This is a genomic window from Actinomadura sp. NPDC000600, from assembly GCF_040492135.1.
GTDB lineage: Bacteria > Actinomycetota > Actinomycetes > Streptosporangiales > Streptosporangiaceae > Spirillospora.
Genome location: NZ_JBEUPD010000002.1, coordinates 84662 through 109842 on the forward strand (window position 1 = coordinate 84662; position 25181 = coordinate 109842).

Below are 25181 nucleotides of genomic sequence, written 5' to 3' on the forward strand. Positions count from 1 at the left end.
CCTCCGGAGGCGCGCGTGACCAGCAGGCTCGAGATCCGGGTGCGGTGGGTCCTGCTGTTCGTCGTGGGCGTCGCGAACGCCGTCGGCGCGCTGGTGGTGCTGCTGTTCGCGACGTTCGTCGTCCCCGATCCGCCGCTGGACGACCGCGACTACGTGCACCTGGTCAACGCGGTCGCGTTCTTCAGCTACCCGGTCATCGCGGCTCCGGCGGCGCTGCTGTGCGGGTTGTGGCTGTGGCGCCCGGTGGTCACGTTCGTCCGGGACGGGGGCGAGCCCGACCGGCGGCAGCGCCGGGCCGTGCTGCTCGGGCCGCTGCGGCTGACGCTGCTCGTCGGAGCGCTGTGGGCGGTCGGCGCGCTCGGCTGGGCGGCGCTCGACCTGATCCTGTTCACCGGGCGGCTCGCGGTGAAGACGGGCCTGACGTGCCTGCTCGGCGCGGGCACGACCTGCACGATCGTCTACCTGCTGTCGGAGCGGCTGCTGCGGCCGGCGGCGGCGCTGGTGCTGGGCGCGGAGCGGCCGAAGCGGCTCCGGCTGCCCGGGGTGACGACGCGGGTGATGCTCGCCTGGGCGCTCGGGACGGCGATCCCGGTGTTCGGGCTGATCTGCGTCGCGATCGCGGCGCTGGCCTCGCCCGACATCAACGTCGCCCAGCTCGCGATCACGATCCTCGGGCTCGGCGGCGCCGCGCTGCTCGCCGGGGTCTGCGTGATCTACATGGCGACGCGGGCGATCGCCGATCCGATCAAGGCGGTGCGCAGCGGGATGGCGCAGGTCGAGCGGGGCGATCTCGGCGCCGAGGTGGCCGTGTACGACGCGAGCGAGGTCGGGCAGCTGCAGGCCGGGTTCAACCACATGGTCGCCGGGCTCCGCGAGATCGAGTGGCTGCGCGACCTGTTCGGGCGGCACGTCGGCGAGGAGGTCGCCGACCTGGCGCTGGAGCGCGGCGTCGTCACGCTCGGCGGCGAGACGCGCGAGGTGGCCGTGCTGTTCGTCGACCTGACGGGGTCCACGAGGCTGGCCGACACGCGCAGCCCGGACGAGGTGGTCGGGCTGCTCAACAAGTTCTTCGGCGTCGTGGTGTCGGTGGTGGCGAAGCACGGCGGCTGGATCAACAAGTTCGAGGGGGACGCGGCGCTGGCGATCTTCGGGGCGCCGACGCAGCTGGAGGACTCGGCCGGCGGCGCGCTCGGCGCGGCCCGGGAGCTGGCGGTGCGGCTGCGCGCCGAGGTGCCGATGCTGGACGCGGGGATCGGCGTGTCCGCCGGCCCGGTCGTCGCCGGGTACATCGGCGCCGAGGAGCGGTTCGAGTACACGGTGATCGGCGATCCGGTGAACGAGGCGGCCCGGCTCAGCGACCTCGCGAAGGACGAGGAGGGGCGGGTCCTCGCCTCGGCGACCGTCCTCGACCTGGCGCACCTCGCCGAGTCGGACGAGTGGGACGTCGGACGGTCGGTGACGCTGCGCGGCCGGAGCCGTCCCACCCGGCTGGGCATGCCCCGCCACCCGGCTCCTCCCGCGGTGCCCGCGCCGCGGCCAGTGCCGAGGGCGGAGCGGACCAGGTTCCCGCGCCCGCTGAGGCGCAGCAGGAGGCTGCTGTTCGGCGCGCTGGTCCTGGCGAAGGCGGCCAGGAGCGCGCGTGCCGCGGAGGCGGACGAAAGGGACGGCACCGACGAGTCCGGAGGCCGTTCGGGCGGATCGGCCGTGTCTGACTCGTCCTGACGGGACCGGATGCGTATCGTCACCATCGGTACACAGTCTGCTACCAATCCGTCACCCCGGTGTCACCGGACGGTCCGAGGGTTGGGGCGGACAGCCCCGGCTCCCGAGAGGTGACTGATGCACCGGCGGAATCGTCTCGCGCTCATCGCCGTCCTGGCCACCGCGGCCGTCGCCGTCCCGGCGGCGCCCGCCGCCGCCCGGCCAGGCCCCGACCCGTTCCTGTCCCCGCCGGGCGCCCCGGAACCGCGCCCGCGCACCGCGACGGCCCCGGATCCGGACGCCGACGTCGTGGACGTCGCGCACCGCGGCGCGTCCGCGTACGCGCCGGAGAACACGCTCTCGGCGTTCAGGCTCGCCAAGGCCAAGGGCGCCGACATGTTCGAGCTGGACGTCCAGGAGACCGAAGACCACCAGCTCGTGATCATGCACGACACCACGCTCGCCCGGACGACGAACGCGGAGGACCTCTACCCGGAGCGCAGGCCCTGGCGGGTCGCCGACTTCACCCTCGCCGAGATCGGGAGGCTGGACGCCGGCGGCTGGTTCGCGAAGCGGTACGCGGGCGAACGCGTCCCGACGCTCGGCCGGGTGCTGGCCGCGATGCGCGGCAGCGGCCTCGGGCTGCTCCTGGAGATCAAGAGCCCCGCGCTCTACCCGGGCATCGAGCGGCGCATCGCGGCGGAGCTGAGGAGGCACCCGTCCTGGCTCCGGTACGACCCGCACGAGCGGCACCTCGTCGTCCAGTCGTTCGACTGGGGGTCGGTGCGGCGGTTCCACGCCGTCCTGCCGAGGGTGCCGACCGGCCTGCTCGGTACCCCGGACGTCGACGACCTGCACGAACTCGCGGAGTACGCGGACCAGGTCAACCCGCCCTTCGGCGGCCTGACCGAGTCCTACGTCGACGAGGTGCAGGACGCGGGGATGGACGTCCTCACCTGGACGATCGACGACCCCCGCGACATGGAGCGGGCCGTCGACCTCGGCGTGGACGGGATCATCACCGACAGGCCGGACGTCCTGCGCGGCGTCCTGGACGACTCCGACGAGCGGGCGGCCTGATCAGGCGGGCGTCCGGCGCGCGCGGGCGATCAGCGCCCGCGCCGCCGGGCCGCGCGGCCCCTCGGCGCGCCAGGCCAGGGCGATCCGGCCGGTGAGCCGCGGGCGGACGACCGGCAGCGCGTGCAGGTCGTCCGGGCGGCCGCGCGCCGCCGACTCGGGCAGCACGGCGACGCCGAGGCCGTGCGCGGCGATCTCCGCCAGCACGGGCGGCTCGCCCGCCTCGAACGCGATGCGCGGGCGGAACCCGGCGTCCGCGAACGCCTCGTCCAGGACGGCCCGCAGCCCTGTGCCCTTCGGCAGGCAGATCAGGTTCTCCTCGGCGAGGGCCCGCAGGGTGACCGTCGACCTGCGGGAGAGCGGGTGGCCGCGGCCGACGGCGGCGAAGAGGTCCTGCTCGATCACGACCTGCGTCGCGATGCCCTCGGGCGGTTCGGCGCCGATGCTGAGGAAGGCCAGGTCGATCCGTCCGGTGCGAAGCCCCTCGGTCAGCCTGGCGGTGTCCTCCTGGACGACCGTGATCTCGACGTTCGGATGGTCGCGGTGGAAGCCGGCCAGCATGCCGGGGAGGTCCAGCGACCGGATCCAGTCGATCGTGCCGATCGTGACGTGCCCGCGGAGCAGGCCCGTCAGCTCGTCCACCGACAGGCGGGCGCCTTCCACCGCCGCGAGCGCCGCCCGCGCGTAGGGCAGGACGGCCGCGCCGACCTCGGTCAGCCGGACGGTCCGCCCGGAGCGGTCGAGCAGCGGCTGGCCGAGCTCCCGCTCCAGCTGCCGGATCTGGGCGCTCACGCCCGGCTGGGCGACGTGCAACCGGGCCGCGGCCCTGGTGAAGCTGGCCTCCTCCGTAACCGCCACGAAGTACTCAAGTTGGCGCAGCTCCATAACCGAGCATTCTAGTCCGCGGGCCCATCAGCGCTCTGGCTTCTTCCTGACCGGTCGGTTCGGCAACCATTTCTTTGGCCTGTCTTGTATGCGTCACTGCTGTTCAGAGGACTGATTTCGGCGTGTGCGGTGATTACCTCACCTGCGGGAGGTCGGGTGAGCGGACGGCGCACATGGTCCATACGGGTGCGGATGACCGTTATTGCCGGGACGGTCACCGCGATCATCTGCGCCATCGCGACGACGCTGATCCTCGTGGCGGCGCGGGGATCGGAGAGCGACTCGTCCCGCGGCGAGGCGACCGCGGCCGCGTTCCGGCTGTCGTACGTCCTGCGGCGCGAGTCGGCGCCCGCCCGGCTGGACGCGGGGGAGGGCGTCATCCTCCAGGTCCTGGACGAGAACCGGTCGGTGATCGCGGGGACGCCGGGACGGGTGCCGGCGGGCCGCCCGCTCGCCGACTTCGTCCCGTCCGCGACGCGCGTGTACTCCACCCGGAGGGTGTGCGCGCCGGTGCGGCGCCACCGATGCCTCTGGGTGATCGGCTTCCGCGTCTTCAAGCCGGGGGGCGACTGGCTGATCTACGCGGCGGTCCCGATCGTCCCCTGGTACGTGCATTCCGGTCTGATCATGTTCCTGGCCAGCGTCTCGCTGCTGGTGATCCTGCTGGGGTGCCTGCGGGCCTGGGCGACGGTGGACCACAGCCTCGCGCCGGTGGAGGCAATCCGGGCCGAGCTGGCGGAGATCACCGCGCAGCAGTCGGGCCGCCGGGTGACGGTGCCGGAGTCGCGGGACGAGATCAGGCGGCTCGCGGAGGCCGCGAACGCGACCTTGGACCGGCTGGACAGCGCCCTCGAACGGCAGCGCACCTTCACCTCCGACGCGTCCCACGACCTGCGCAGCCCCATCGCGGCCGCGCGCGCCCAGATCGAGGAGGCCCTGCTCTACCCCGACGACGTCGACTGGCCGCAGACCGCGCGGGGCGTCCTGCAGACCCTGGAGCGGCTCCAGGCGATCGTGACGGACCTGCTGCAGCTCGCCCGGCTTGACGCCGCCGCCTGGCAGGAGGTCGAGACGGTCGACCTCGGCGCGCTGGTCACCATCGAGCTGGCGCGCTCGGAGCGGACGAAGCGGATCGTCCCGCATCTCCAGGAGGGCGTGACGGTGTGCGGCGACCGGCTGAGGCTCGTCCGGCTCCTGACGAACCTGCTGGACAACGCGGAGCGGCACGCGGAGTCGCGCGTCGACGTCACGGTCTCGCGGGAGGACGACATCGCCGTGCTGGAGGTCATGGACGACGGCGCGGGCATCGCGGAGAAGGACCGGGACCTCGTGTTCCAGCGCTTCGCCCGCCTGGAGGCCAGCAAGGCCCGCGACCCGGCGGGCTCGGGCCTCGGCCTGCCGATCGCCCGGGAGATCGCGCGGCTGCACGGCGGCACCCTCACCATCGAGGACAGCGAGCGCGGCGCCCGGTTCGTCCTGCGGATACCGCGGCACCACGACGGCCGGCCGGTCGACCAGCCGCAGCCGCGGCGGGGGTGAAAGCGGAGAACCCCGCGGCGACGGTGCGCGCGGGGTCGTGGCGGCCTGGACGGCCGGGGAGGCGGGACGGCCTGGTGCGGCCCGCGCGGGGGGCGGGCCGAGTGGGCCGGCGGCCGGTCGGACGGTCAGAAGGCGGGGAGGGCGGGCAGGCCGCGCAGGTGGATCCAGCCTTCGAGGTCCGACTCCTTCACCCGGCAGGTGATCCGCTCGTACTCGGCGGCGGTCACCTGGCCGGGGCTCGGGACGATCACGGAGTCGTAGACGAACCGGGACGCGATGACGCCGAGGTCGGCCCCGGTCGCGGCGAGCCGCTCCTTCAGCGGGCCGGCGTCGAGGAGCCTGGCCGCCGTGATGATGGACGAGCCGGACACGCCGGGCGGATCGGGCATCACGGGCCCGACGTTCACCGCGACCCTGAGCTGGACGCGGACGGCCCCGCTCGCCCGGTGGTTGTGGCCGCGCAGCCGCCGGCCGAGCGACACCATCATGGGGTCGACCACGGTCGCCGTGGGCACCTGCGGCGGGATGACGATGAGCGCGCCGTCGCCCCGGTCCTCGACGTGGCAGGCGTGCCAGGGGACGCCGGACTCCTCGAACGCCTCCCGCAGGGCCCGGTACATGGCGCGGCGCACGTCGATCCGGTCGACGTCGTTGCGGGCGGGCGAGCTGAACCCGGCCACGTCGGTGTAGACGATGGTGCAGTTCTGGCCGGCCCAGGACGGGCCGTCGTCGTCCGGGAGGACCATGGGCTGCGTCGGCCGATCCCAGGACGTCTCGACGGCCGCCTCCAGGGACCGGACCTGCCGCCGGGAACGGGCGGGCACGGTGCGGGCCGGCACGGTCGGGGGCGCCGTCGGGGTCGCGGACGCCCCGTTGACCACGGCCGTGGGCTCCACCATGCGGGCCTCGCCGCCGCCCCAGGGCTCGTGCGCGGCGCTCGGGGCGGCCACCGCGAACGGCCCCGCCATCGCGTACGGGTAGTTCGGGACCACCGGGATCTGCGCCGTGGCGTAAGGCTGCGGTGAGCCGTACTGCGCGGCGGTGCCGTACGGGTGGCCCGCGCCGGCAGGGTAGTGGACGCGCTGCGGCGGCCGGCCCGGACCCTGCTCGGTCATCCGGTTGTACATCTCGCGCTCGAGAACGGCGACCACGTGCGGGTGGTCGCTCAGGTAGGCGACGAACTCGTGCGTCGTCAGGCACAGGACATGGAGGGGGTCCATGGCGACGACGGTCGCCGAGCGACGGCGCAACTGCAGGGCGGCGCGCTCGCCGATGATGTCGCCGGGCCCGCGGAAGGCGACGAACCGCTCGCGGCCGTCCCGTTCCACGGAGACCCGCACCGTGCCCGACTTGATCACGAAGGTGTGGTCGGCCTCCTGGCCCTCGGTCCACAGCACGGTGCCGGCCGGGTGGACGACCTCCTGCGCCAGGACGAGGAAGGCGGCGCGCTCGATGGTGGTGAGCCCGTTCCAGAACCCGGGCCGCCGAACGTTCTCGGCCGGCCGGACGGGCCGCTGCCGCGGGACGATCTCGGCGGGGACCATCTTGTCCGGGTCGTGGTGGCGGGCGTGCTCGTTCATCGGGCCACCTGCCCGACGTCCGGCCCGGCGGGAGGCGACTCTCCCGCCGGACGCGCGGGGTGGGCGGCGAAGGTGGGGGACGGTACGTGCTGTCTGGACATGTCAGGGACCCCATGCCTCGAATCGCGACTCACGGGTCCGCCGGGCACCGGTCAGGTCCGGTGGGGGCGGTGACCGGAGTCACATCACCTATGGTCCGCACCGCGTGATCGCGGTTAGACTAGATGAGTCCGCAGAGACATTTTGGCAGGTCAGCCCGGATCTTTCTGCGTCTTCGCAGAGGATGCGCGCGGAGCGGCCCGGCTGTCTCGTGCGGCCCAGGGAGTCGCTCTCCGCTCTCCCGCCGGTCGTCATGGCTGCCAAACCGGTGATCGGTGGGAAGCGGCGGGCGACTCTGTCGCCTTCGCTGGCTCTGTTGCCTTCGCTGGCTTCGCTGCTTCGTGCGTCTTTCGTCCGGTGTCGCCTCTCGCGGCGTTCCCGGATGCTGGTCTCCCCTTGCGACCTCCCCGTGTGGCGCGTGCGCCCCTCTCGTTTCCCGGCCCTTTGTCGTTCCCGCCTGCGGCCGGCCCGTCTCCGCCTGCGGTCGGCCCCGGCCGGGATGCGCCTTGGGTCCGGCCGGGTCTTCACCCTGTGTTCAACCTCATCCGCTCCCGGATGTGGCATCGCGTCTCGTTGCATCACGTCGTCTGCTAATCTGCTATGTAGCACATTACAACAGAGTCCGACGGTATGCAGCACTCTGGAAGCTACCCACGCGAGTTTTGGGCGATATGGCGGGGTCTGGTGGGCGGAGCGAAGATCAGATGTCCAAGACATGTAGCGCCGTGTGTGGAAGTGGGATGCCAGGTCCCCGACTGCCATGTAGCATCCAGTTTGGTGGCATGCACTACTCAGAGTGAGCGAACCCATGGCCAGTGACCAGGGCCCGATAGTCCAGAGTGCGTTGCTTCGCACCGAGCTCGTCCGCCTGCGCAAAGAGAAGAAGCTGACGCAGGAGCAGGTGGCGCGGCAGTTGGAGTGGTCCCCGTCCAAGCTCATCCGGGTGGAGGGCGGCAAGAACGCCATCACCCGCACCGACCTCCAGGCGCTGCTCGCCGTATATGACGTCACGTCGGAGGGACGGCAGGAGCGGTTGCAGGCCCTCGCCCGCGGTGCGCGCGAACCCGCCTGGTGGAACGCCTACCGCGGCGAGTTCGACCCCAGCTTTCTCAACTATGTGGGCTACTCCGCGGGCGCCGCGTACATCCGCCAGTTTCACGGGACGGTCGTCCCGGGGCTCATCCAGACGCCGGAGTACGCCGAGGTCCTCTCCACCGGCAAGGTGTCCGAGCAGGCCCGGGTGCTGGCCGCGCGGTTGCGCATCCAACGGCAGCAGGAGCTCGCCAAGCGTGAGAACCCGCCCCGTCAGCACTACATCATCGACGAGGCGGTCGTCCGGCGGCACGTCGGCATCAAGAGCGATCCCGCGATCATGCCGGCCCAGCTCAACCACATCGCCGACACGGCCGAGCGCGATGACCTGCTGACGGTCCGGATCATCCCGTTCAAGGCGGGCGCGCACCTCGGGCTGGACGGGCCGTTCAGCCTCCTGGAGTTCGACGGCGACCTCGACGACGTCCTCTGGCTGGAGGCGCGCCCGGGCGCGAGCGTGATGATCACTGGTGAGGACGACCGGATCACCGAGTACCGCGACACCTTCGAGCTGCTGCTGGAGCAGGCGCTGCCGGCCGACCAGTCGATCGCGATGCTGCGGCAGGCCGCCGAGGACCTCATGGCCTGACTCCCGACCGCAACTCGACCCACGTGACGGAGGTGACGGCCGCATCGGACACCGACAAGGCGAGTAGCCCTCATAGCACGCAGGGTGATCTTGTGTTCCCTTGTAGGCGGGATAAGTAGAACCGTTTACACTCGTGATCGGGAAATTTTCCACAAGGTCGTGGTTTGTCGTGCCCTGCTGGTGCTCGCCCGCGGGTGTTCTTGCCCGATCGGTTGGCGAGACGGCACCCGCCGGCAATGGATGGAGGGTTGCTGGATGGTGTACCGGTCGAATCGGGGAGCGGCGCTGAACTGGCGCAAGAGCAGCGCGAGCACCGGCGGTCAGGAATGCGTCGAGGTGGCGGCGGCCGGGCAGGCGGTGCTGGTGCGCGACTCGCGCGACATCTCCGCGGGGTTCCTCGCTCTCGCGCCCGCCCAGTGGAAAGCCCTCCTGGCCGCCATCCGTGACGGGGGACTTGAGCGGCGTTGAGGCACGGAACCCATTTCCGTTGTCAATCTAGTGAATTGTCGAGTATTGCGAACGTTGTGCGAGTTTACTGGCGATTTTTGACAGGAACCGGAGAAGCGTGGACGAGTGAGCACACACCCTGAGCGAACCCTGATCCGACCCTGAACCGCCCCTGATCACCCTGTTCCGGTGCGGGGACCGCGCCTACCTTGATCGTCAGCGGTCCCCGGCCACGGCCGGGCCGGGGACCGTCGCCCGCCTCTGAAGGGGCGGGCTTCTGACGTCCCCCACCGGAAGGTCCTCCATGCTGCGCAGAAACAGGCTCGCCGCCCTGGCCGGGGCCGGGGCCGTGGCGCTGGCAGGCGTCGCGCCCCCCGCCACCGCGTCGCCCGCGCCGCGCTCGCCGTCCGTCCAGGCCGCACCGCGCTCGGCGCCCGCCATCGACTGGCGCGCGTGCGGCGACGACGGCAAGGCGGAGTGCGCGACCCTGCGGCTGCCGATCGACTGGTCCCGCCCGGACGGCCCCGCGTTCGGCCTCGCGATCGCGCGCCGCAAGGCCCTCGACCCCGATGCCCGCGTCGGCACCCTCGTGTTCGGTCCCGGCGGCCCCGGCGACTCCGGAGTCCAGCGCGTCACCAGGATCGAGAGCGGCATCGACCGGTTCAGCGACCAGCTGCGCCGGCGGTTCGACATCGTCAGCTTCGACCCGCGCGGCATCGGCGCCAGCCATCCGGTCACGTGCTCGGCCGACCTCGTCCGCGCCGCGCCCTCGCCGATGATCAAGAGTGCGGCGCAGTTCCGGGCGACCCTCGCCCACAACGCGCGCCTGCGAGCCGACTGCCGCGCCCGAACCGGCCCCCTCTACGACCACGCCGACACGCTCAGCACTGTCCGGGACGTCGACGCGATCCGCGCCGCCTTGGGCGAGTCGAAGCTGACCTTCCACGGCAGCTCGTACGGCACGCTTCTGGGCGAGATGTACGCCGAGACGTTCCCGGGACGCGTCCGGGCGATGGTGCTGGAGAGCGTCGACGACCACAGCATCCCCGACGCCCGGCGGTTCCTGACCTCCGAACTGGCCGCCGCCCAGGACTCGTTCGACCGGTTCGTCGCGTGGTGCGGGCGCACGCAGGAGTGCGTCCTGCACGGCAAAGACGTCCGCGGCGTATGGCGCGACCTGCGTGCCCGCGCCGCCCGGGGAGAACTGCCCGACCCGTCGACGCCGGGGGCCGCGCTGCCGGAGTTCGGCCTCGTCCTGATGGCCTACAAGCGCTTCTACGGCCCCGACTGGGCGCAGCTCGCGTCCACACTGGCCGCGCTGGACGCGGCCCCGCCGCTCAAGCCGGGCACGCGCACGGCGGCGGCCCCGAAGGCGGGGGAGACCACGACCGACCCCTTCACCGCGCAGTTCTGCTCCGACTGGAGCCTGCCCGTCCGCGACTACGGCGAGTACGCGAGGATCATGCGCCGCACGGAGAAGGTCGCCCCGGACATGACCTTCGCGCGTCCCGTCATGGCGATCTCCGCGTGCCTCGGCTGGCCGCAGCCAGTCCGCAACCCGCAGCACCGCCTGCACGTCGAGGGGAGCGCGCCGATCCTGCTGGCCAACGCCGTCCACGACCCCGCCACGCCCTACGCCTGGGCGAAGACCGTCGAGCGGCAGCTCGGCCCCACAGGCCGCCTGCTCACCTACGAAGGCGCGGGCCACGGCAGCTACAACCGCGGCCCCTGCATGCAGAACACGATCGACGCCTACCTGATCTCCCTCACCCTCCCCCCACGCGGCACGACCTGCCCGGCGCAGCAGCAGTAGGCGTCAGTAGCAGCGGTAGGCGTCAGTAGCAGCGGTAGGCGTCAGTAGAGGAAGGGGAGCGTGACTCCCTCGGCGCCGGTGAGGCCGGTGCCGGGGGAGCGGCCCATCAGCCAGGCGAGGAGCGCGGCCGCGGAGCCGGTGACGAGTACGTCGCCGCGACCGTGCTCCTCACCCGTGTCGGTGGCACGGATCCTCAGGTCCGGGGCACCGTCGCGGCGGGAGTAGGACGCGGTGACGGCGGTGAGCATCCGGGTGGTGAAGGAGGCCGGCCAGTCGGCGGGCCCGAAGCCCGCGTCGAGGTCGACGTGGTGGACGAGCACCTCGGTGAGGCGGGCGTCGGCGGCGCGGGACGCGGGGTGGCGTGCGCCCGCGGTCCACTGGACGACCCGTCCCCACGCCTCGTCCGGCATGAGCGTGAAGGCGGCCGCGAACCGCTGGGCGCTCTGCCGGACGTCCTCCAGCAGAACGCGCGCCGGACGGTACGCGCCCTCCTCGATCTCTGCGGCGCGAGCCTCCAGGCTGGGGTACTCGCGGGTCTCGACACCGGTACGCGCCCAGGTCAGCAGGCGGGTGCCGCCGTCGGCGTTGCGGGCGACGTGGGTCAGCACGTGACCGCGCGTCCAGCCCGGAAGGAGGGACGGCTCGCGGACGTCGCGGTCGTCCAGCCGCTCGGCGGTGGCCAGCAGGGCGTGCGTCGCGGCGGTGATCTCGGCGAGCGAGATCACGGGGTGATGTCTTCGGGGAGGAGGGTGGTGAGTTGGGCGGTGGTCAGGTCGGCGCCGGTGTTCGCCAGTTGTTCCGTGCGGCGGGCGTGGGCGGTGACGGCGGAGCGGAAGAGCTTGTCGACCTCGCGGCCGTTGCCCTCCCGGAAGCGGTCGCGGTCCGCCTTCAGGCAGGCCGCGAGGGCCGCCCGGGTCGGGTCGGGGACGAGGTAGTCCGCCGCCTCCGCCTTGCCCAGGAAGATCGAGACGAGGCCGTCCACCTCGTAGGGGCGGAAGGCCAGCGTGCGGGCGAAGCGGGAGGCCAGGCCCGGGTTCGTGGACAGGAACCCCTCCATCTCGGCGGTGTACCCGGCGGCGATCACGATGACCTCGTCGCGGTGGTCCTCCATCAGCTTGACCAGCGTGTCGATGGCCTCCTGCCCGAAGTCGTGGTCCGTGCCGGCCCGGCGCGACAGCGTGTACGCCTCGTCTATGAACAGGACGCCGCCGCGCGCCCGGTCGAACACCTCGGCCGTCTTCTGGGCGGTGTGCCCGACGTACTGCCCGACCAGGTCGACCCGCGCCGCCTCGACGACCTGGCCCTGCGCGAGGACGCCGAGGGCCGCGAGCAGTTCCCCGTACAGGCGCGCCACGGTCGTCTTGCCGGTGCCCGGCGGGCCCGCGAAGACCAGATGCCCGGTGAACGGCTCGGCCTCCAGCCCGGCGGCGCGCCGCCGCCGGGCCGAGGCGAGCAGGTCCAGCAGGTCGCCGATCTCCCGCTTGACCTCCTCTAGCCCGGTCATCGCCGACAGCCGGGCGAGGACGGCGCGGACCTGGCCGGCGTCGCGGGCCTCCCCGAACCGCGCCGCGAGGCCCGTCTCGACGTCGAGGTCCTCGGCGAGCAACAGGCTCAGCTCGTCGCCGGACGGCAGTTCCTCCAGCTCGGCGAGGCGCTGCGCCTGCCGCTCCACCGCGGCCTCGAACACCCGGCGCGCCGCCCGGCCGTTGCCGAAGGCCGCGTCCCGCCGCTGCGTGGTGAAGTGCTCCAGGATCGCCGTGCGCGCGTCGCCGGCCAGGCGGTAGCCGTCCTTGGCCGCGTGCGCCTCGGTGATCTGGAGGAGCTCGGCCGGGCTGTAGTTCTCGAACTCGACCGTCCGGGAGATCCGCGATTTCAGTCCCGGGTTGGCGGCGAGGAACTCGCGCATCTCCGCCGAGTACCCGGCCGCGATGACGACGACCTCGTCGCGGTGGTCCTCCATCAGCTTGACGAGCGTGTCGATGGCCTCCTGCCCGAAGTCGGTGCCCGTGGTCTTGCGGGCCAGCGTGTACGCCTCGTCGATGAACAGCACGCCGCCGAGGGCCCGTGCGAACGCCTCGGACGTCCGCAGCGCCGTCCCGCCGACGTTCTCCGACACGAGGTCGGCCCGGCTGACCTCGACGACCTGGCCCTTCTCGACCACGCCGAGCGCCGCGAGGATGCCGCCGTACAGCCGCGCGACGGTCGTCTTGCCCGTGCCGGGCGGGCCCGCGAAGACCATGTGCCGGCCGATCGCCGGGCCGGGCGGCAGGCCCGCGAGGCGCCGCTGCTCGGCGACCTTCTGCAGGTTCGTCAGCTTGCGGATCTCGCGCTTGACCCCGGCCAGGCCGACCATCGCGTCCAGTTCGGCCAGCAGCGCGTCCGCCGACGCCCCGGCGGGCCTCGCCTCGGCCGGCGGCGCCGGCCTGGCCTCCTCCTCCGCCGCCGGCTCGGTGACCTGCGCGGTCACCCCGCCGTCCGGCTCCTCGTCGAGCCTGTCCGGCCCCCGGTTGCGCTCGCTTGTGAGGCCGCTCGCCTCCACGCTCGCGCCGCGGCTCGCGGTGACGCCCGGGCCGTGGTTGTCGACCACCGTGCAGCCGCGCAGGGTGAGCTCGCCGCCCGGTTCGACGCTCACCCCGGCGAACCCGCTGCCGCTGACGGTCGTCGCGTCCAGCAGGGCGCGCGCCCCGGGGGCGAGCCGCGCGCCGAGCTTGCCCGCGTCGGCGATGCGGCCCCGGACGACCGTGACGTTCGCGTGCTCGGTGAAGGACAGGCCGTGGGCCCCCGCTCCGAGGACCTCGCAGTCCTCCAGCAGCGCGACGCCCTTCTCGACGACCACGCCGGTCCGGTGCGGCGCCTCCATCCTGATCCGCCGTGCGGTCAGCGAGCCGCCCGTCGCCACCCACAGCGCGTCCGCGCCCGCGTCCGTGATCAGGCAGTCGTCCGCGACCGCCTTGCCCTTCTCCACGGCGATCAGGGACGACTGGCCGGAGCCGTGGAACGCGCAGTTGCGGATCGCCGCGTCCGCGCGGTCGTCCACCCGGATCCCGGCGCTCGCAGGGGAGCTGATCGTGCACTGCTCGATGAGCGGCCGCGACCCCTCGGTCACCCAGATGCCGTGGCCGCCCGCGTCGCCGATCCGGCACGACCGGATGGTCACCGAGCTGCCGCTGCGGATCGCGACCGCGTTGCCGTCCGTCCCGGTGACGCCGGTCCCCTCCATGAGTCCGGTCGCGGCGCTGTACACGACCGCTCCGTCCTGCACCTGGCAGTCCCTGAGCGCGAGCCGGGCTCCGTGGGCCGCGCGCACGGCGAGGTCGGAGCGGCTCACGAACTCGCACTGCTCCGCCAGGACGTTGCCCTCCGCGACCTCCAGCGCGAGGCCCTCGGCGCTCCAGTTGCGGACGATGAGGCCCTGCAGCGTCACCTGCCCGGTGAGCTCGACGGTCGCGTCCATGGCGCCGTCCAGCGTGACCGACCCCGGCCCGCCCACGGCCGTCAGGACGAAGTCGCCCGAGCTGCGGAACCCGGTGTTCGGATACAACCCCGGCTCGACCAGGATGTGCCGCCCGGCGGCCCCGAACGGCATCGGCGCCTGGAGCGCGTCGAGCACCGTCGGATACGCCCGGGGGGAGGTCTGTGACACGACCAGACGCAGCAACGGGCCTCCTCACGAATCACCGCTTATGGTGCCATGAGGCGCGCGGCGCACGCCCGGGTCAGCGGACTCCGCGAGGCCTGAACTGGACGCTGATCCGGGGGCCCTTCACGCGGGCGCTCTTGGGGATCGCGTGCTCCCACGTCCGCTGGCAGCTCCCGCCCATGACGATGAGGTCGCCGTGGCCGAGGTCGCGGCGGATCGCCGCTCCGCCCCCGCGCGGGCGGAGCAGCAGGCTCCGCGGGGTGCCGACCGACAGGATCGCCACCATCGTGTCGTGCGTGGCGCCGCGCCCGATGGTGTCGCCGTGCCAGGCCACGCTGTCGCGGCCGTCCCTGTAGAGGCAGAGCCCGGCCGTGCGGAACGGTTCCCCGAGCTCTTCGGCGTAGTGCTCGTCGAGCGCCGCCTTCGCCTCGTCCAGTACGGGATCGGGCAGTTCGGCGTCCTCGTCGTAGAACGCCAGGAGGCGGGGGACGTCCACGACTTTGTCGTACATGCGCCGGCGTTCGGCCCGCCATGGGACGGACGTGAGCAGCCGCTCGAACAGCGCGTCAGCGTTGGGAATCCACCCCGGCAGGACGTCCACCCAGGCGCCGCGCTCCAGCTCGGTACGCCGCGCCGCGCTCAGAGGCCGCGGGCCGCTCTCGTCCGTACCGTCCAGCAACGACGCTTGGAACATCCCCCCACTCTACCCATCCGGTCAAACATGTGTTCGATCACCGGGACGTCCTCGCGCGGCCGGTCAGGAAGGGTTGATCCACTCCGGGAGGGGTTCGGTGACCCGCCGCCACGCGTTCGGCAGGTCGTGGAGGTCGAGTCCGGCGGCGATGATGCCTCCGACGATGGCGCAGGTGGTGTCGATGTCACCGCCGGCCGTCGCGGTGGTCCAGATGGCCTGCTCGTAGTCGGCGAGGTGGTGGGCGGCGGCCCAGATGGTGAAGGGGACGGTGTCGTGGGCGGCGACCGTGCGGCCGTTCCCGAGGAAGTGGGCCGCCGTCCGCGGGTCGGACACGGTCAGCAGGTGGCGCGCCTCCTTGATGCCGTCGCGGACCTTGCCCTGCGGGACGTGTTCGAGGATCCGGTCGACGAACACGCCCGGCGGCAGGGGACCGCCGGCGGCGAGGGCGGTGGCCACGGCGACGGCGACGGCTCCGGCGACCGCCTCGGGATGGGTGTGGGTGACGGTGGCCGAAAGCGCCGCCTGGCGGGCCGCCTGGGCGGGGTCGTCGGCGAAGAACGCGCCGAGTGGCGAGACGCGCATGGCCGCCCCGTTGCCCCAGGAGCCGGAGCCGTCGAACAGGTCGCCGGCCAGGGTCCGCCAGTCCCCGCCCTCGCGGACCAGACGGAGCAGCCGGTTGGTCGCCGGGCCGTAGCCACGGTCGAAGTCGTGCCGCCGGGCGAAGGACGCGGCGAGCGCGTCCTGGTCGACGGTGCCGTGGGCGGCCAGCGTCAGGTAGACCGAGCAGGCCATCTCGGTGTCGTCGGTCCACTGCCAGGGCGCGGGCGGGAGCGACCTGGAGGAAAGGTGGTGCTGGTTGGCGGGGACGAAGAACTGGGATCCGAGCGCGTCCCCGAGGGCGAGTCCGAGAAGGGAGAGCCGAGCGCGCTGAAGACGATCAGGTGGCATCGCCGCTCATCCTCGCAGAGGTCAGCGGCGGAAGACGACCGTCAGGACGCGGAGGGAGAGGACCGAGCAGATCACCAGGCCGCAGTAGCCGAAGAACTGGAAGAGGGTCACGTCCCGGGTCATCGCGGGGCCGTCCTTCAGGCCGAGCAGCATCACCGCCATCACCCCGGCCGTCGACGCGAGGATGGTGAGCAGGACCTGCTGGAGCAGGCCCGCGACCGTGCGGCGGTCCGACTCGTCGGCGAACAGGCGGACGTTCACGCTCAGGCGGCCCGCCTCCGCGGCGGCGGCGATGCGGTCCAGGCGGCGGGGGAGGCGGCGCAGCATCGGCAGCAGGCTGAGCAGCTCGTCGTTCGCGGCCTCGCGCAGGGAACCGGGCCGGAGGCGTTCCCGCAGGTAGGACTCGCCGAACGCGTGCGCCTCGGTGACGATCCCGAAGCCGGGCGCGAGCCCGGTCAGCCCGCCCTCCAGTGTCGCCAGCGCGCGGAACACGGCGGCGATCTCCGCCGGGACGGCGAGGTCGAACCGCGCGACCAGCCGGAACAGGTCGGTGAACATGGCCATGTCGGGGGTCGTCCCGGGGCCGAGATGGCGGGCCATGAAGGCGCCGAGCGCGCGGGCGAGGCCCTGCTCGTCCAGCTCGTCCGGGCGGGCCACGACCTCGAGGAACGCGTCGGTCACCGCCACCGCGTCGCCGCGGTTCATGGCGAGGAGCATGCGCTGGAGGCAGCCGCGCAGCTCGGTGTCCAGCCGCCCGACGGATCCGAAGTCGATCAGGCCGAGGCGGCCGTCGTCGAGCAGCAGGATGTTGCCGGGGTGCGGGTCGGCGTGGAACACCCCGTCCAGGACGATCTGGCGCAGCACCGTGTCGAGGAGGGTGCGCGCGAGTCCGGTCCGGTCCAGGCCGCGGGAGTCGATGCGCGGGCCCGCCTTGCTCAGCGCGACGCCGTCCAGGCGCTCCATGACGAGGACGCGGCTCGTGCACAGGTCGTCGTGGGGGCGGGGGATCACGACGTCGCCGCCGCGGGCGGTCGCCGCCACCGAGGCCATGTTGCGCGCCTCGACGCGGAAGTCGAGCTCCTCGCGCAGCGCGGTCGCGAACCCGGCGGCGAGGTCCACGACGCCGAACGACCTGGCCCACCCGGCGCGCTCGTGGAGCGTCCGGGCGAGGCGGAGGGTGATGTCGAGGTCGCGCTCGACCACCGCGCGGACGCCGGGCCGCTGGATCTTGACGACCACCTCCTCGCCGGACCGGAGCGTGGCCCGGTGCACCTGCGCGATGGACGCGGCGGCGAGCGGGACCCGGTCGAAGGAGGCGAAGACGTCCCGCGGGTCGCCGAGCTCCTCGCGGACCACGCGCTCGATCTCCGGCCACGGGACGGGGGAGGCGCTGTCCTGCAACCGGCCCAGCTCCTCGACGAACTCCGGCGGGAGCACGTCCCGCCGCGTCGACAGCACCTGGCCGAGCTTGACGAACACGACGCCGCCCTCCTCGAGGGCGCGGGTGAACGAGCGCGCCGCCGAGGTGCTCGGGCGGGAGCGCCCGCGCAGGTAGGGGCCGAGGCCGTGGCGCAGGAAGATGAACGAGATCCGGCGGTACCGGCGGGTGCGCGCGATCCGCGACCGCGCGCCGCCGAGCCAGTGCAGCGGCGACGGCACCGTCCCGGTCGGGACGAACGCCTCCCACAGCACCAGGATCGTCATCGAGACGAGGAGCGCGCACGCGAAGCCGAGGCAGATGAGCCACAGCAGCGGCCCCGGGTGCCGGTCCCCGCGCAGGTCGCCGATCAGCGCGCTGATGATCGGGCTCGCGACCGCCTGCCCGGTCGCGCCCGCCACGAGCGTCCGGAACAGGGGGAACCGGGCGTTCAGCAGGCTCCTCGCCCCGTACGCCATGACCCAGGTGTTGATCGCCGTTCCGATGAGGAAGGCGACGACCGTCGCCGAACCGTTCATTCCCGCCGCCCGCTTGATCGTCCGCTATGCCACGGTGGACGCTAGTGAGCGCGGGTGCGGGCGCGATTCCCGCCGGCGGGGGATGCGCTCCTCCCGGCGGGGGATCAGAGGTCGCCGAGCAGGTCCTTCAGGAAGGTCGTGGTGCGGGCGGGACGGGCCGCGCGGATGCCCAGCAGGTCCATGATCTCCCGGTAGCGGACCGCCTCCTGGCCCTCGGGGTAACGGGCGCCGGTCAGGTGCTCCAGGTAGACCACGTCGTCGAGGTCGTGCTCGGCGAACCGGACGATCGTGATCGGCCCGCCCAGCGCCAGGTGCCCGCCCGCCGAGAACGGCAGGACCTGCACCTTCACGTTGGGCATCTCCTCCGACATCTCGATGAGGTGCTCGACCTGGCCGCGCATCGTCTTCGGCCCCCCGATCGGCCGGCGCAGCGCCGCCTCGTCGATCACGGCCCACAGCGTGGTCGCGCCGTTCCTCCGGTGCAGGATCTGCTGCCGCCGCATCCGGAGGTCGAGGCGCCGTTCGAGGCCGTCGTAACCCGCGTCATGGTGTTCGAGGCCGATAACGGCCCGCGCGTAGTCGCGCGTTTGCAGAAGGCCCGGGATGTATTGCACCTCGTAGGCGCGAATCGTCGCCGCCGACTGCTCCAGGCCGAGGTACTGCTCGAACCAGCTCGGCACGATGTCGCCGTAGCCCTGCCACCAGCCCGGCCTCTTCGCCTCCCGGACGAGCTGGACGAAGCCGTTCCGCTCGTCCTCGTCCTCGACGCCGTAGAGGGTGAGCAGGTCGAGGACGTCCCGGATCTTGAAGCCGTGCCGGCCGAGTTCGAGCCGGCTTATCTTCGACGCCGATCCGCGGATCACCTCACCGGCCTCGACCCGGCTGAGCCCGTTCTCCTCGCGCATCCGCCTTAACCGCGCCCCGAGCTGCATGCGCAACGCGGTCGGACTCGCCAGCCGATTGTCGATCACCCAGGTCTCCAGCGTTCCATACGGTGGTCCGGCAATTACTCTCGGAGGGTCTCACAGGCAATGGTGGACGCGCAGGGAACCCCGGGACAGGGATACATATCTGTCGCAGCCGCTTTACAAATCCCGCCATTGCGTTGAAAGCGCGGGAGGGAGCGTTCCAGAACGGGTCACCGCCGCGGGACGAGCAGGTCGAGGTCGGCGCGCGTGACCCGCGCCTCGCCGGCGACCCGGTCGCGGTCGGTGCCGGCCTCCTCCACGACCTCCAGCGCGCGGGTGAGCATCGTCGGCTGCTCCAGGGGCCGCGCCGGGCCCGGCTCCTGCCGCCGCCAGCCGCGCGAGCTCAGCGTGCTCATCGCGGTCCGGTACACGGTCTCCGTCATGATCCCGAGGGTGCGGGCCCGGTAGAGCAGCGCCGCCATGCTGACGCCCCAGGACGCCTTGAGCTCGGCCAGCCGCTCCCAGTCGGGGCCCGCGGGCAGCTCGCCGGCGATGTCGGCCTCCGGCATGAGGAACTCCGCCGCGAACCGGTGCGCCTGGTCCTCGACGATCTTCTCTCCGGGTTCGGCGTCGGCGTGCATCACCAGGTGCCCCAGCTCGTGGGCCGCGTCGAAGCGGTTGCGCCAGTAGTCGCCCTTGGCCGGGTTGAAGAACACCATCGGCCTCGGGTGGACGCCGACGCTGAACGCGTCCACCCGCTCGGCCGCCCGCGGCAGCACGAGGACGAGCACGCCGTGGGACTCCAGCAGCCGGACGACGTGCGGTACCGGCCCGGCCCGTTCGACCAGCGCCTTCCTGGTGAGCCTGGCCGCCTCGGCGGGGCCGGGGCCGGCGATCTCCTCCGGGGAGACCGGGTACTCGGGAAGGTCGACCTCGGGGAGGTCGACGAGCCTTTCGAGGACGGCGACGACGTCGGTGGCGATCCGCCCGTAGGCGAGCGCCTGGTCGCGCTCGATCTGCGTCGTCGACCGGAGCGAGCGGAAATGGGCCCCGTCCATGGAGACCGGGCTGCGGCCGCTCTGGAAGAACTCGACGGGCACGCCCAGCGCGATCGCCAGCCGCCGCACCGTCGGCTCCTCGGGCCGCTGCACGCCTGCCTCGTACTGCCCGATCGCCTTCGGCGTCGTCCCCACGGCCTGCGCGAGCTGGTTCTTGCGCAGGCCTCTGAGCCGCCGGGCGAGCGTCAGCCGCTCGCAGTCGAACAGCACCCCGCGCCACCTTCTGCTAGGCCGTCTTCGTCTCCCCGCGGAGCCGCATGGGGACGTCGTCCTCGCGGTCGTCCCACAGCGGCATCGTCCGCTCGACGAGCTTACGACGTGGATCGGGCCCGATGGTGTCGTCCAGGGGTTTGACCCAGTGCCAGGCGGTGCCGCCGTCCGCGTTCCACCTGGGGCGGCCCAGGAAGAGCTCCATCTCCAGCGGCGCCTCGGTGGCGCTGTGCGCGAGCACCAGCGTCACGACGCCGGGCGTGTCGCGCGCCTCGATGCCGAGCGGGAGGGCGAGCTGCGGGTCCTCGATGAAGGACTGCCGCGCGACGGCCTGCTTGGTGGGGCTGTCGCGGTCCCACCGGATGGCCCTGACGTTCCCGAACTCGTGCCGCTTGAGCAGGACGCGGTACGCCCCGTACCGCCAGCCGGGCGAACCGTTCAGATCGTCGCGGACGACCTGCGGCTCGCCCTCGAAGACCCGGTCGATCTGCGAGGCGAGCACGTCGAACGCGCCGACCCCGTACGTCCGCTCCGTGAACCCGGCCGCCCGGCTCAGCCCGCCGAAGACGGCGAGCGTCGCCTCCCTGTGGGCCTCCCGCAGGGCGTGCAGGAAGCCCGCTGCCAGGAGCTCGTCCCAAGCATCCCTGTCCCCAGCCACGCTCCGACCATAGCCAGAGCCGCCGACATTACGAGCAGCCCTCGAACTCGGGGACCTCGCGGACGAGCGTGAGCCCGCTCTTCCCGAACCACTTGTCGAGCAGGCGGCCTGCCGTTCCGTCCTGGTACATCGTCGTGATGGCCCGGTTCACCGCCTCGCATCCGTCCGCGTCGCCCTCGCGCATCCCGACCCCGTAGCGCTCGTCGGTGAAAGGCGCGTTGACGATTCTCAGGTCCGGGGCCGCGAACCCGGCGAGGACCAGGTCGCCCGTGGAGATGGCGTCCACGGCCCCGGACCTGAGCTTCGCCACGCAGTCGCTGTAGGACGATCCCGGGACGAGCCTCGCGGCGATGCTCAGACCGACCACCACCCGCTCGGTCGACACCGACCCGCTGGCCTGGCACATCCTTCGTCCGGCCAGATCGCGCACGCTCCTGACGCGGGTTTCGCTCCGCCGCACCATGACGTCCTGATGAGCGACGTAGTAGGGCCCGCCGAAGTCGACCAGCCTGGACCGGTCCGGTGTGATCGAGTAGGAGGCGAGCACCAGGTCGACGGCGTGCTGGTCCAGAAGCCGCTCCCGATCGTCGGACCTGACCTCGCGGAACGTCACGCGGGACGCCCCGAGGCGGCGGGCGATGTAGCGGCCCACATCGACCTCGAACCCTTGGAACACTCCGTCTTTCCTCAGCCCCAGCCCGGGCTGGTCGGACTTGACCCCGACGACGATGACGTCCTGGCGGTGGATCGAGGCTTTGGCGGTCGCACATCCGACGAGCGCGAGCGCGAGAGCGAGAAGCACGAGAATGGCGCGCACGCACCATGACTAGCGAGGAGAAACGGCCGCCAGATGAACGCGGGACGGCCGTCCAATACCGGCGGATGAATCTGCCGGCCCCCCTTGCCCGCCGCGATCAGCGGCTCCCGCCGCGGTCGCCGACCGCGAAGAGCCGCACTTGCCGCAGCCGCGGCTCCGGTCCGACCCGGCCCTCCCGCACCCACAGGGCGTGGACGGTCATCAGCACGAGCTGCCGGGCCCCGACGAAGAACAGCACGGCCAACGGCAGCTCGCCGAGCAGGGCGGTCAGCACGCTGACGACGAACTCTCCCGACCCCCACGAGAGCCAGACGTCGAACCAGGCGTCGCACAGCAGCAGCGTCCCGCTGACGAGCTGCCCGAAGATGGCGATCTGGAGCCGTTTCCAGATGGCGAAGGCGGTGGCCCCGATCGCGAGGGTCAACCCGACGTCGAACCCTATCCAGGCGACGGCCCACTGCCCCGCGGTGAAGTGTTGCGGCAGCGTGAACCCCAGCACGACGGTCCAGGGGACGAGCCAGACGCAGCAGGCCACCAGCCCCGCCAGCACGGCCCAGCGCCGCCGCCGGTACCGGGGCTCCTCAAGCGGATCCGCGTCCTCGACCGAGATGAGGGCCCGCAGCAGCGCGGTCCGCTCGTCCCTCGAAAGACCCCGGACCTCCTCGGGTGTCAGCACCGGCCCACCTCCTCGACCGCCACCCTAAGAAGGCGCGGTGCCCTCCGGCTATGGCGAGAACGGCGGATTCGAGGCCGCGACCGGCCTGATGGCCGCCGAGGCGCTTGCCTTCGGCGGCCATCACACGGGGAATTCGTCTCTCGGAAGTCAGCTCCGGACTCCGGGTGCCCCCTGGGCCAGGTGACCGGTGGTTCCTCGCTCACCCCTGAGCGTGACGATGCCCATCATGAGGAGCCAGTAGCTGAGGATGGCGCCCATCGAGGCGGTCGTGCCCCAGCCGTTGGCGGCGTAGAAGAAGGCCGGCTTGTTCCCGAAGAAGAGCGACGGGATGAAGACGAAGTTGACGCCGGCCAGTACGTAGGCGGACGTGCCGGTCCAGCGCGGCAGCGCGCCGGTCCTCCTGATCGCGAATCCCAGGGCGGTCAGGAAGAACACCAGCAGCATGCGCCCGATGGACCCGTAGAGGATGTACGTCCCGCTGACGTCGATGGTCGGGTCGATCGGACGGTCCGCGGCGATGACGGCGCCGGCCTCCAGCCCGCTGGAGACCAGGGTGACGAGAACGTACGCGAGCCCGGCCGCGAAAGCGAAATTCCCGACCCATTCGTACCGAGCGTCGACGCTCTTGACGAACTCGCGGAAGCTCGCCACGAACACGGGCATGAATCCGAGGGCCAGGATTCCCAGCAGGAGCCGGCTGAGGACATTGGAGTCCGGCGGCGGCCCCGAGTAGACGAAGTACAGCGGAACCTCGACAACGAGGAGGACGGCGGCGGCCAGGCACGACCCTCCGGTGAAGCGCCGGGCGAGAACTGTGTCCACGAGACTGCCTTTCTCAGTTGCGAGCGCGAATCGGCATCTGCGTGAACACTTTTCCGGGAATTCCGCGACCTGTCCGTGGGCGTGCCTCCCACATCGCGGTAGAGCTACGCCCACCTCCGAGACGTCCACTCGGCGTGGGCGGTTCAGAGCGCCAGGAATTCGTGGACCGAGCGGACGGCCGTGGCGCCCTCGCCCACCGCGGAGGCGACCCGCTTGATCGAGCCCTTCCGCACGTCGCCCGCCGCGAACACGCCGGGCATGCTCGTCTCCAGCGGCATCGGGTCCCGGCCGAGCGGCCAGCGCGCCGGGGCCCTGTCGTAGATCTCGCGGCCCGTCAGGAGGTAGCCCTGCTCGTCGCCGGCGATGCCGTCCGGGAGCCACCGCGTGTGCGGCTCGCCCCCGATCATGATGAAGAGCGCGGCGGCCGGGACCCGCTCGGTGGTGCCCGCCTCCCGGTCGGCGAGCGTCAGGGACTCCAGCCGTTCGGCGCCGCCGCAGCCGACCACCTCGGTCCGCGTGCGGACGACGATGTTCGGGGTCGACTCGATGGCGCGTATCAGGTAGGTCGAGGCCGACTTCGCCAGGCTGCCGCCCCGGACGACCAGCGTGACCGTGCGGGCGTGCTTGGCCAGGTGCAGGGCGCCCTGGCCCGCCGAGTTCCCGGCGCCCACGATGAAGACGTCCTGGCCCCGCATGGCGCGGCTCTCGCCCACGGCCATGCCGTAGAACACGCCCGAACCGACGAGGGCCTCCAGGCCGGGGACGCCCAGCCGCCGCCAGTCGACGCCCGTGGCGATCAGCACCGCGCGGGCGCTGACCTCGGAGCCGTCCGCCATGCGGACCACCCGCCGGTCGCCGCGGGCTTCGAGGTCCACCACCCGCTGGGCGAAGGCGATGTGCGCGCCCATCAGCCATGCCTGCTCGCAGGTCCGCTCCATCAGGTAGCCGCCGGAGACGCCGTGGGGGAACCCCGGATAGTTCCTGATCATGGGGCTGGTCCCGGCCTGCCCGCCGGAGAAGGCCTGTTCCAGCAGCACGGTGTCGAGCCCCTCGGACGCCGCGTACACGGCCGCCGTCAGGCCGGCCGACCCGGCGCCGACGATGGCGACGTCGCAGGTCTCCAGGTCGTTCGTGACCTGGACCCCCATCGCGCACGCGAGGTCGGGCACCTGCGGGTCCACGAAGGCCCTGCCGTCGTAGCGGATCACCACGGGCAGCCGCGACGCGTCGAGGCCGGCCTCCCGCAGCAGCCGCCGCCCGGCCTCCTCGCCGGGAGGGTGGACCACGAACGGCAGGTTGAAGCGCGCCATCACGTCGCGCAGCCGGAGCATGCGGGGGTCGTCCATCTCGGCGACGACGCGGAAGAGCTCGAACGCCGGCTCCTGCTCCTCCGTCCACGAGGACAGGAACTCGCTCACCGCGCGGTGCATCGACTCGTCGTTCGTCCAGGGCCGCACGAGGTGGTAGTCGGCGAGGCCGAGTGCGATCGCCTGGACGGCCGGGCTGGTCGAGGAGTAGTCGCGGTCCACCATCAGCACGCGCTTGGCGCCGGGGTAGAGCTCGTGCGCCCGCACCAGGACGTCGGAGCAGGCGTCGTCCACCATCAGGAGCGCGACCGGCTCGTCGGACTCCGCCATCTCCTTCAGCGCGCCGCACGCCTCTTCGGGCGAGCCCGCGCTCTTCACCGTGAACGCGTCGCCCAGCCGCCGCTCCAGGTCGGCGAGCAGTACGCGTCGCGAACCCGCATCGTGGTCGACCACGAGAATGACCGGTGTCGTCACCTCTACCAGCGTAATCGCCGCGAAAGGGCCCGCCGGGGGGACGCGGGCGCCCGGCCCCGGCGTCGGCGGGCGGCGGTCCGGGAGGAACTCCGGCGCCCGTCCTCACCGTCCAGGTGCCGCTTCCCTTACCGGCAGCGGGATCCCGGGACGGGGAACTTGGTGGATCTCGCCCCGCCCGTTGGCGTTCGTCC

20 protein-coding genes are annotated in these 25181 nt (G+C 72.4%); 6 read left to right on the plus strand and 14 right to left on the minus strand.

Going from position 1 to position 25181, the window contains the following annotated elements:
- Positions 1-15 precede the first annotated feature (15 nt).
- Positions 16-1722: an adenylate/guanylate cyclase domain-containing protein gene (locus ABWI07_RS03225; RefSeq protein WP_149261994.1), complete on the plus strand. Its 1707-nt coding sequence runs from the start codon at positions 16-18 to the stop codon at positions 1720-1722.
- A gap of 117 nt (positions 1723-1839) precedes the next feature.
- On the plus strand, positions 1840-2781 hold the full coding sequence (locus ABWI07_RS03230) for a glycerophosphodiester phosphodiesterase (protein ID WP_353817559.1): 942 nt from the start codon (positions 1840-1842) through the stop codon (positions 2779-2781).
- On the opposite strand, the gene ABWI07_RS03235 is transcribed toward ABWI07_RS03230, so the two are convergent.
- Positions 2782-3663: a LysR family transcriptional regulator gene (locus ABWI07_RS03235; RefSeq protein ID WP_149261993.1), complete on the minus strand. Its 882-nt coding sequence runs from the start codon at positions 3661-3663 to the stop codon at positions 2782-2784.
- Positions 3664-3855: 192 nt separating this feature from the next.
- Between ABWI07_RS03235 and ABWI07_RS03240 the strand changes: the two genes are divergently transcribed.
- On the plus strand, positions 3856-5202 hold the full coding sequence (locus ABWI07_RS03240; RefSeq protein WP_353817560.1) for a sensor histidine kinase: 1347 nt from the start codon (positions 3856-3858) through the stop codon (positions 5200-5202).
- Between the two features lie 125 nt (positions 5203-5327).
- Here ABWI07_RS03240 and ABWI07_RS03245 read toward each other — a convergent pair whose 3' ends face one another.
- Positions 5328-6782 carry a cyclic nucleotide-binding domain-containing protein gene (locus ABWI07_RS03245; protein WP_149261991.1) on the minus strand — a complete coding sequence of 485 codons (1455 nt, stop codon included), beginning with the start codon at positions 6780-6782 and terminating at the stop codon, positions 5328-5330.
- A 907-nt stretch (positions 6783-7689) separates the two neighbouring features.
- Here ABWI07_RS03245 and ABWI07_RS03250 point away from each other — a divergent pair.
- From ABWI07_RS03250 to ABWI07_RS03260, 3 genes are all read left to right on the plus strand, one after another.
- On the plus strand, positions 7690-8562 hold the full coding sequence (locus tag ABWI07_RS03250) for a helix-turn-helix domain-containing protein (protein WP_149261990.1): 873 nt from the start codon (positions 7690-7692) through the stop codon (positions 8560-8562).
- 255 nt (positions 8563-8817) lie between these two features.
- Complete coding sequence (locus tag ABWI07_RS03255; protein ID WP_149261989.1) at positions 8818-9030, plus strand: DUF397 domain-containing protein; 213 nt, start codon at positions 8818-8820, stop codon at positions 9028-9030.
- A 283-nt stretch (positions 9031-9313) separates the two neighbouring features.
- Positions 9314-10822: an alpha/beta hydrolase gene (locus ABWI07_RS03260; RefSeq protein WP_353817562.1), complete on the plus strand. Its 1509-nt coding sequence runs from the start codon at positions 9314-9316 to the stop codon at positions 10820-10822.
- A 41-nt stretch (positions 10823-10863) separates the two neighbouring features.
- Here ABWI07_RS03260 and ABWI07_RS03265 read toward each other — a convergent pair whose 3' ends face one another.
- The 12 genes from ABWI07_RS03265 to ABWI07_RS03320 form a co-directional block, all read right to left on the minus strand.
- A complete protein-coding gene (locus ABWI07_RS03265) occupies positions 10864-11547 on the minus strand; it encodes a maleylpyruvate isomerase family mycothiol-dependent enzyme (protein WP_353817563.1) in 684 nt (227 codons plus the stop codon).
- A complete protein-coding gene (locus tag ABWI07_RS03270) occupies positions 11544-14480 on the minus strand; it encodes an AAA family ATPase (protein WP_353817564.1) in 2937 nt (978 codons plus the stop codon). Before ABWI07_RS03270 ends, ABWI07_RS03265 begins: the two co-directional genes overlap by 4 nt.
- 58 nt (positions 14481-14538) lie before the next feature.
- Positions 14539-15156, minus strand: a complete 618-nt coding sequence (locus ABWI07_RS03275) for an alpha-ketoglutarate-dependent dioxygenase AlkB (protein WP_353817565.1) — start codon at positions 15154-15156, stop codon at positions 14539-14541.
- A 63-nt stretch (positions 15157-15219) separates the two neighbouring features.
- Positions 15220-16104 carry an ADP-ribosylglycohydrolase family protein gene (locus ABWI07_RS03280; protein ID WP_149261984.1) on the minus strand — a complete coding sequence of 295 codons (885 nt, stop codon included), beginning with the start codon at positions 16102-16104 and terminating at the stop codon, positions 15220-15222.
- A gap of 21 nt (positions 16105-16125) precedes the next feature.
- Positions 16126-18060 carry an ABC1 kinase family protein gene (locus ABWI07_RS03285; RefSeq protein WP_149261983.1) on the minus strand — a complete coding sequence of 645 codons (1935 nt, stop codon included), beginning with the start codon at positions 18058-18060 and terminating at the stop codon, positions 16126-16128.
- 104 nt (positions 18061-18164) lie between these two features.
- Positions 18165-19031, minus strand: coding sequence for a Sco1979 family transcriptional regulator (locus ABWI07_RS03290; RefSeq protein ID WP_235037112.1), 867 nt, complete (start codon positions 19029-19031; stop codon positions 18165-18167).
- A 167-nt stretch (positions 19032-19198) separates the two neighbouring features.
- The gene (locus ABWI07_RS03295) at positions 19199-20236 is read right to left on the minus strand and encodes an XRE family transcriptional regulator (protein WP_149261982.1); all 1038 of its coding nucleotides are present in this window, start codon (positions 20234-20236) and stop codon (positions 19199-19201) included.
- A 16-nt stretch (positions 20237-20252) separates the two neighbouring features.
- Entirely contained in the window at positions 20253-20894 is a 642-nt protein-coding gene (locus tag ABWI07_RS03300) for a hypothetical protein (protein ID WP_353817566.1), read from the minus strand.
- 28 nt (positions 20895-20922) lie between these two features.
- A complete protein-coding gene (locus ABWI07_RS03305; protein ID WP_353817567.1) occupies positions 20923-21711 on the minus strand; it encodes a glutamate ABC transporter substrate-binding protein in 789 nt (262 codons plus the stop codon).
- Positions 21712-21808: 97 nt separating this feature from the next.
- A complete protein-coding gene (locus ABWI07_RS03310) occupies positions 21809-22387 on the minus strand; it encodes a hypothetical protein (protein ID WP_149261979.1) in 579 nt (192 codons plus the stop codon).
- A gap of 147 nt (positions 22388-22534) precedes the next feature.
- Positions 22535-23209 (minus strand): hypothetical protein, encoded by a 675-nt coding sequence (locus ABWI07_RS03315; protein WP_353817568.1) that lies wholly within the window; start codon positions 23207-23209, stop codon positions 22535-22537.
- Positions 23210-23352: 143 nt separating this feature from the next.
- Positions 23353-24990 (minus strand): NAD(P)/FAD-dependent oxidoreductase, encoded by a 1638-nt coding sequence (locus tag ABWI07_RS03320; protein ID WP_353817569.1) that lies wholly within the window; start codon positions 24988-24990, stop codon positions 23353-23355.
- Positions 24991-25181: the final 191 nt, after the last annotated feature.

What these genes read in the sequence shown, in the direction of transcription:
- ABWI07_RS03285 (WP_149261983.1), bottom strand. Translation starts at nt 18,060, where the DNA reads ATGAACGGTTCGGCGACGGTCGTCGCCTTCCTCATCGGAACGGCGATC.
- ABWI07_RS03275 (WP_353817565.1), bottom strand. Translation starts at nt 15,156, where the DNA reads ATGTTCCAAGCGTCGTTGCTGGACGGTACGGACGAGAGCGGCCCGCGG.
- ABWI07_RS03260 (WP_353817562.1), top strand. Translation starts at nt 9,314, where the DNA reads ATGCTGCGCAGAAACAGGCTCGCCGCCCTGGCCGGGGCCGGGGCCGTG.
- ABWI07_RS03245 (WP_149261991.1), bottom strand. Translation starts at nt 6,782, where the DNA reads ATGAACGAGCACGCCCGCCACCACGACCCGGACAAGATGGTCCCCGCC.
- ABWI07_RS03280 (WP_149261984.1), bottom strand. Translation starts at nt 16,104, where the DNA reads ATGCCACCTGATCGTCTTCAGCGCGCTCGGCTCTCCCTTCTCGGACTC.
- ABWI07_RS03255 (WP_149261989.1), top strand. Translation starts at nt 8,818, where the DNA reads ATGGTGTACCGGTCGAATCGGGGAGCGGCGCTGAACTGGCGCAAGAGC.
- ABWI07_RS03240 (WP_353817560.1), top strand. Translation starts at nt 3,856, where the DNA reads ATGACCGTTATTGCCGGGACGGTCACCGCGATCATCTGCGCCATCGCG.
- ABWI07_RS03235 (WP_149261993.1), bottom strand. Translation starts at nt 3,663, where the DNA reads ATGGAGCTGCGCCAACTTGAGTACTTCGTGGCGGTTACGGAGGAGGCC.
- ABWI07_RS03230 (WP_353817559.1), top strand. Translation starts at nt 1,840, where the DNA reads ATGCACCGGCGGAATCGTCTCGCGCTCATCGCCGTCCTGGCCACCGCG.
- ABWI07_RS03250 (WP_149261990.1), top strand. Translation starts at nt 7,690, where the DNA reads ATGGCCAGTGACCAGGGCCCGATAGTCCAGAGTGCGTTGCTTCGCACC.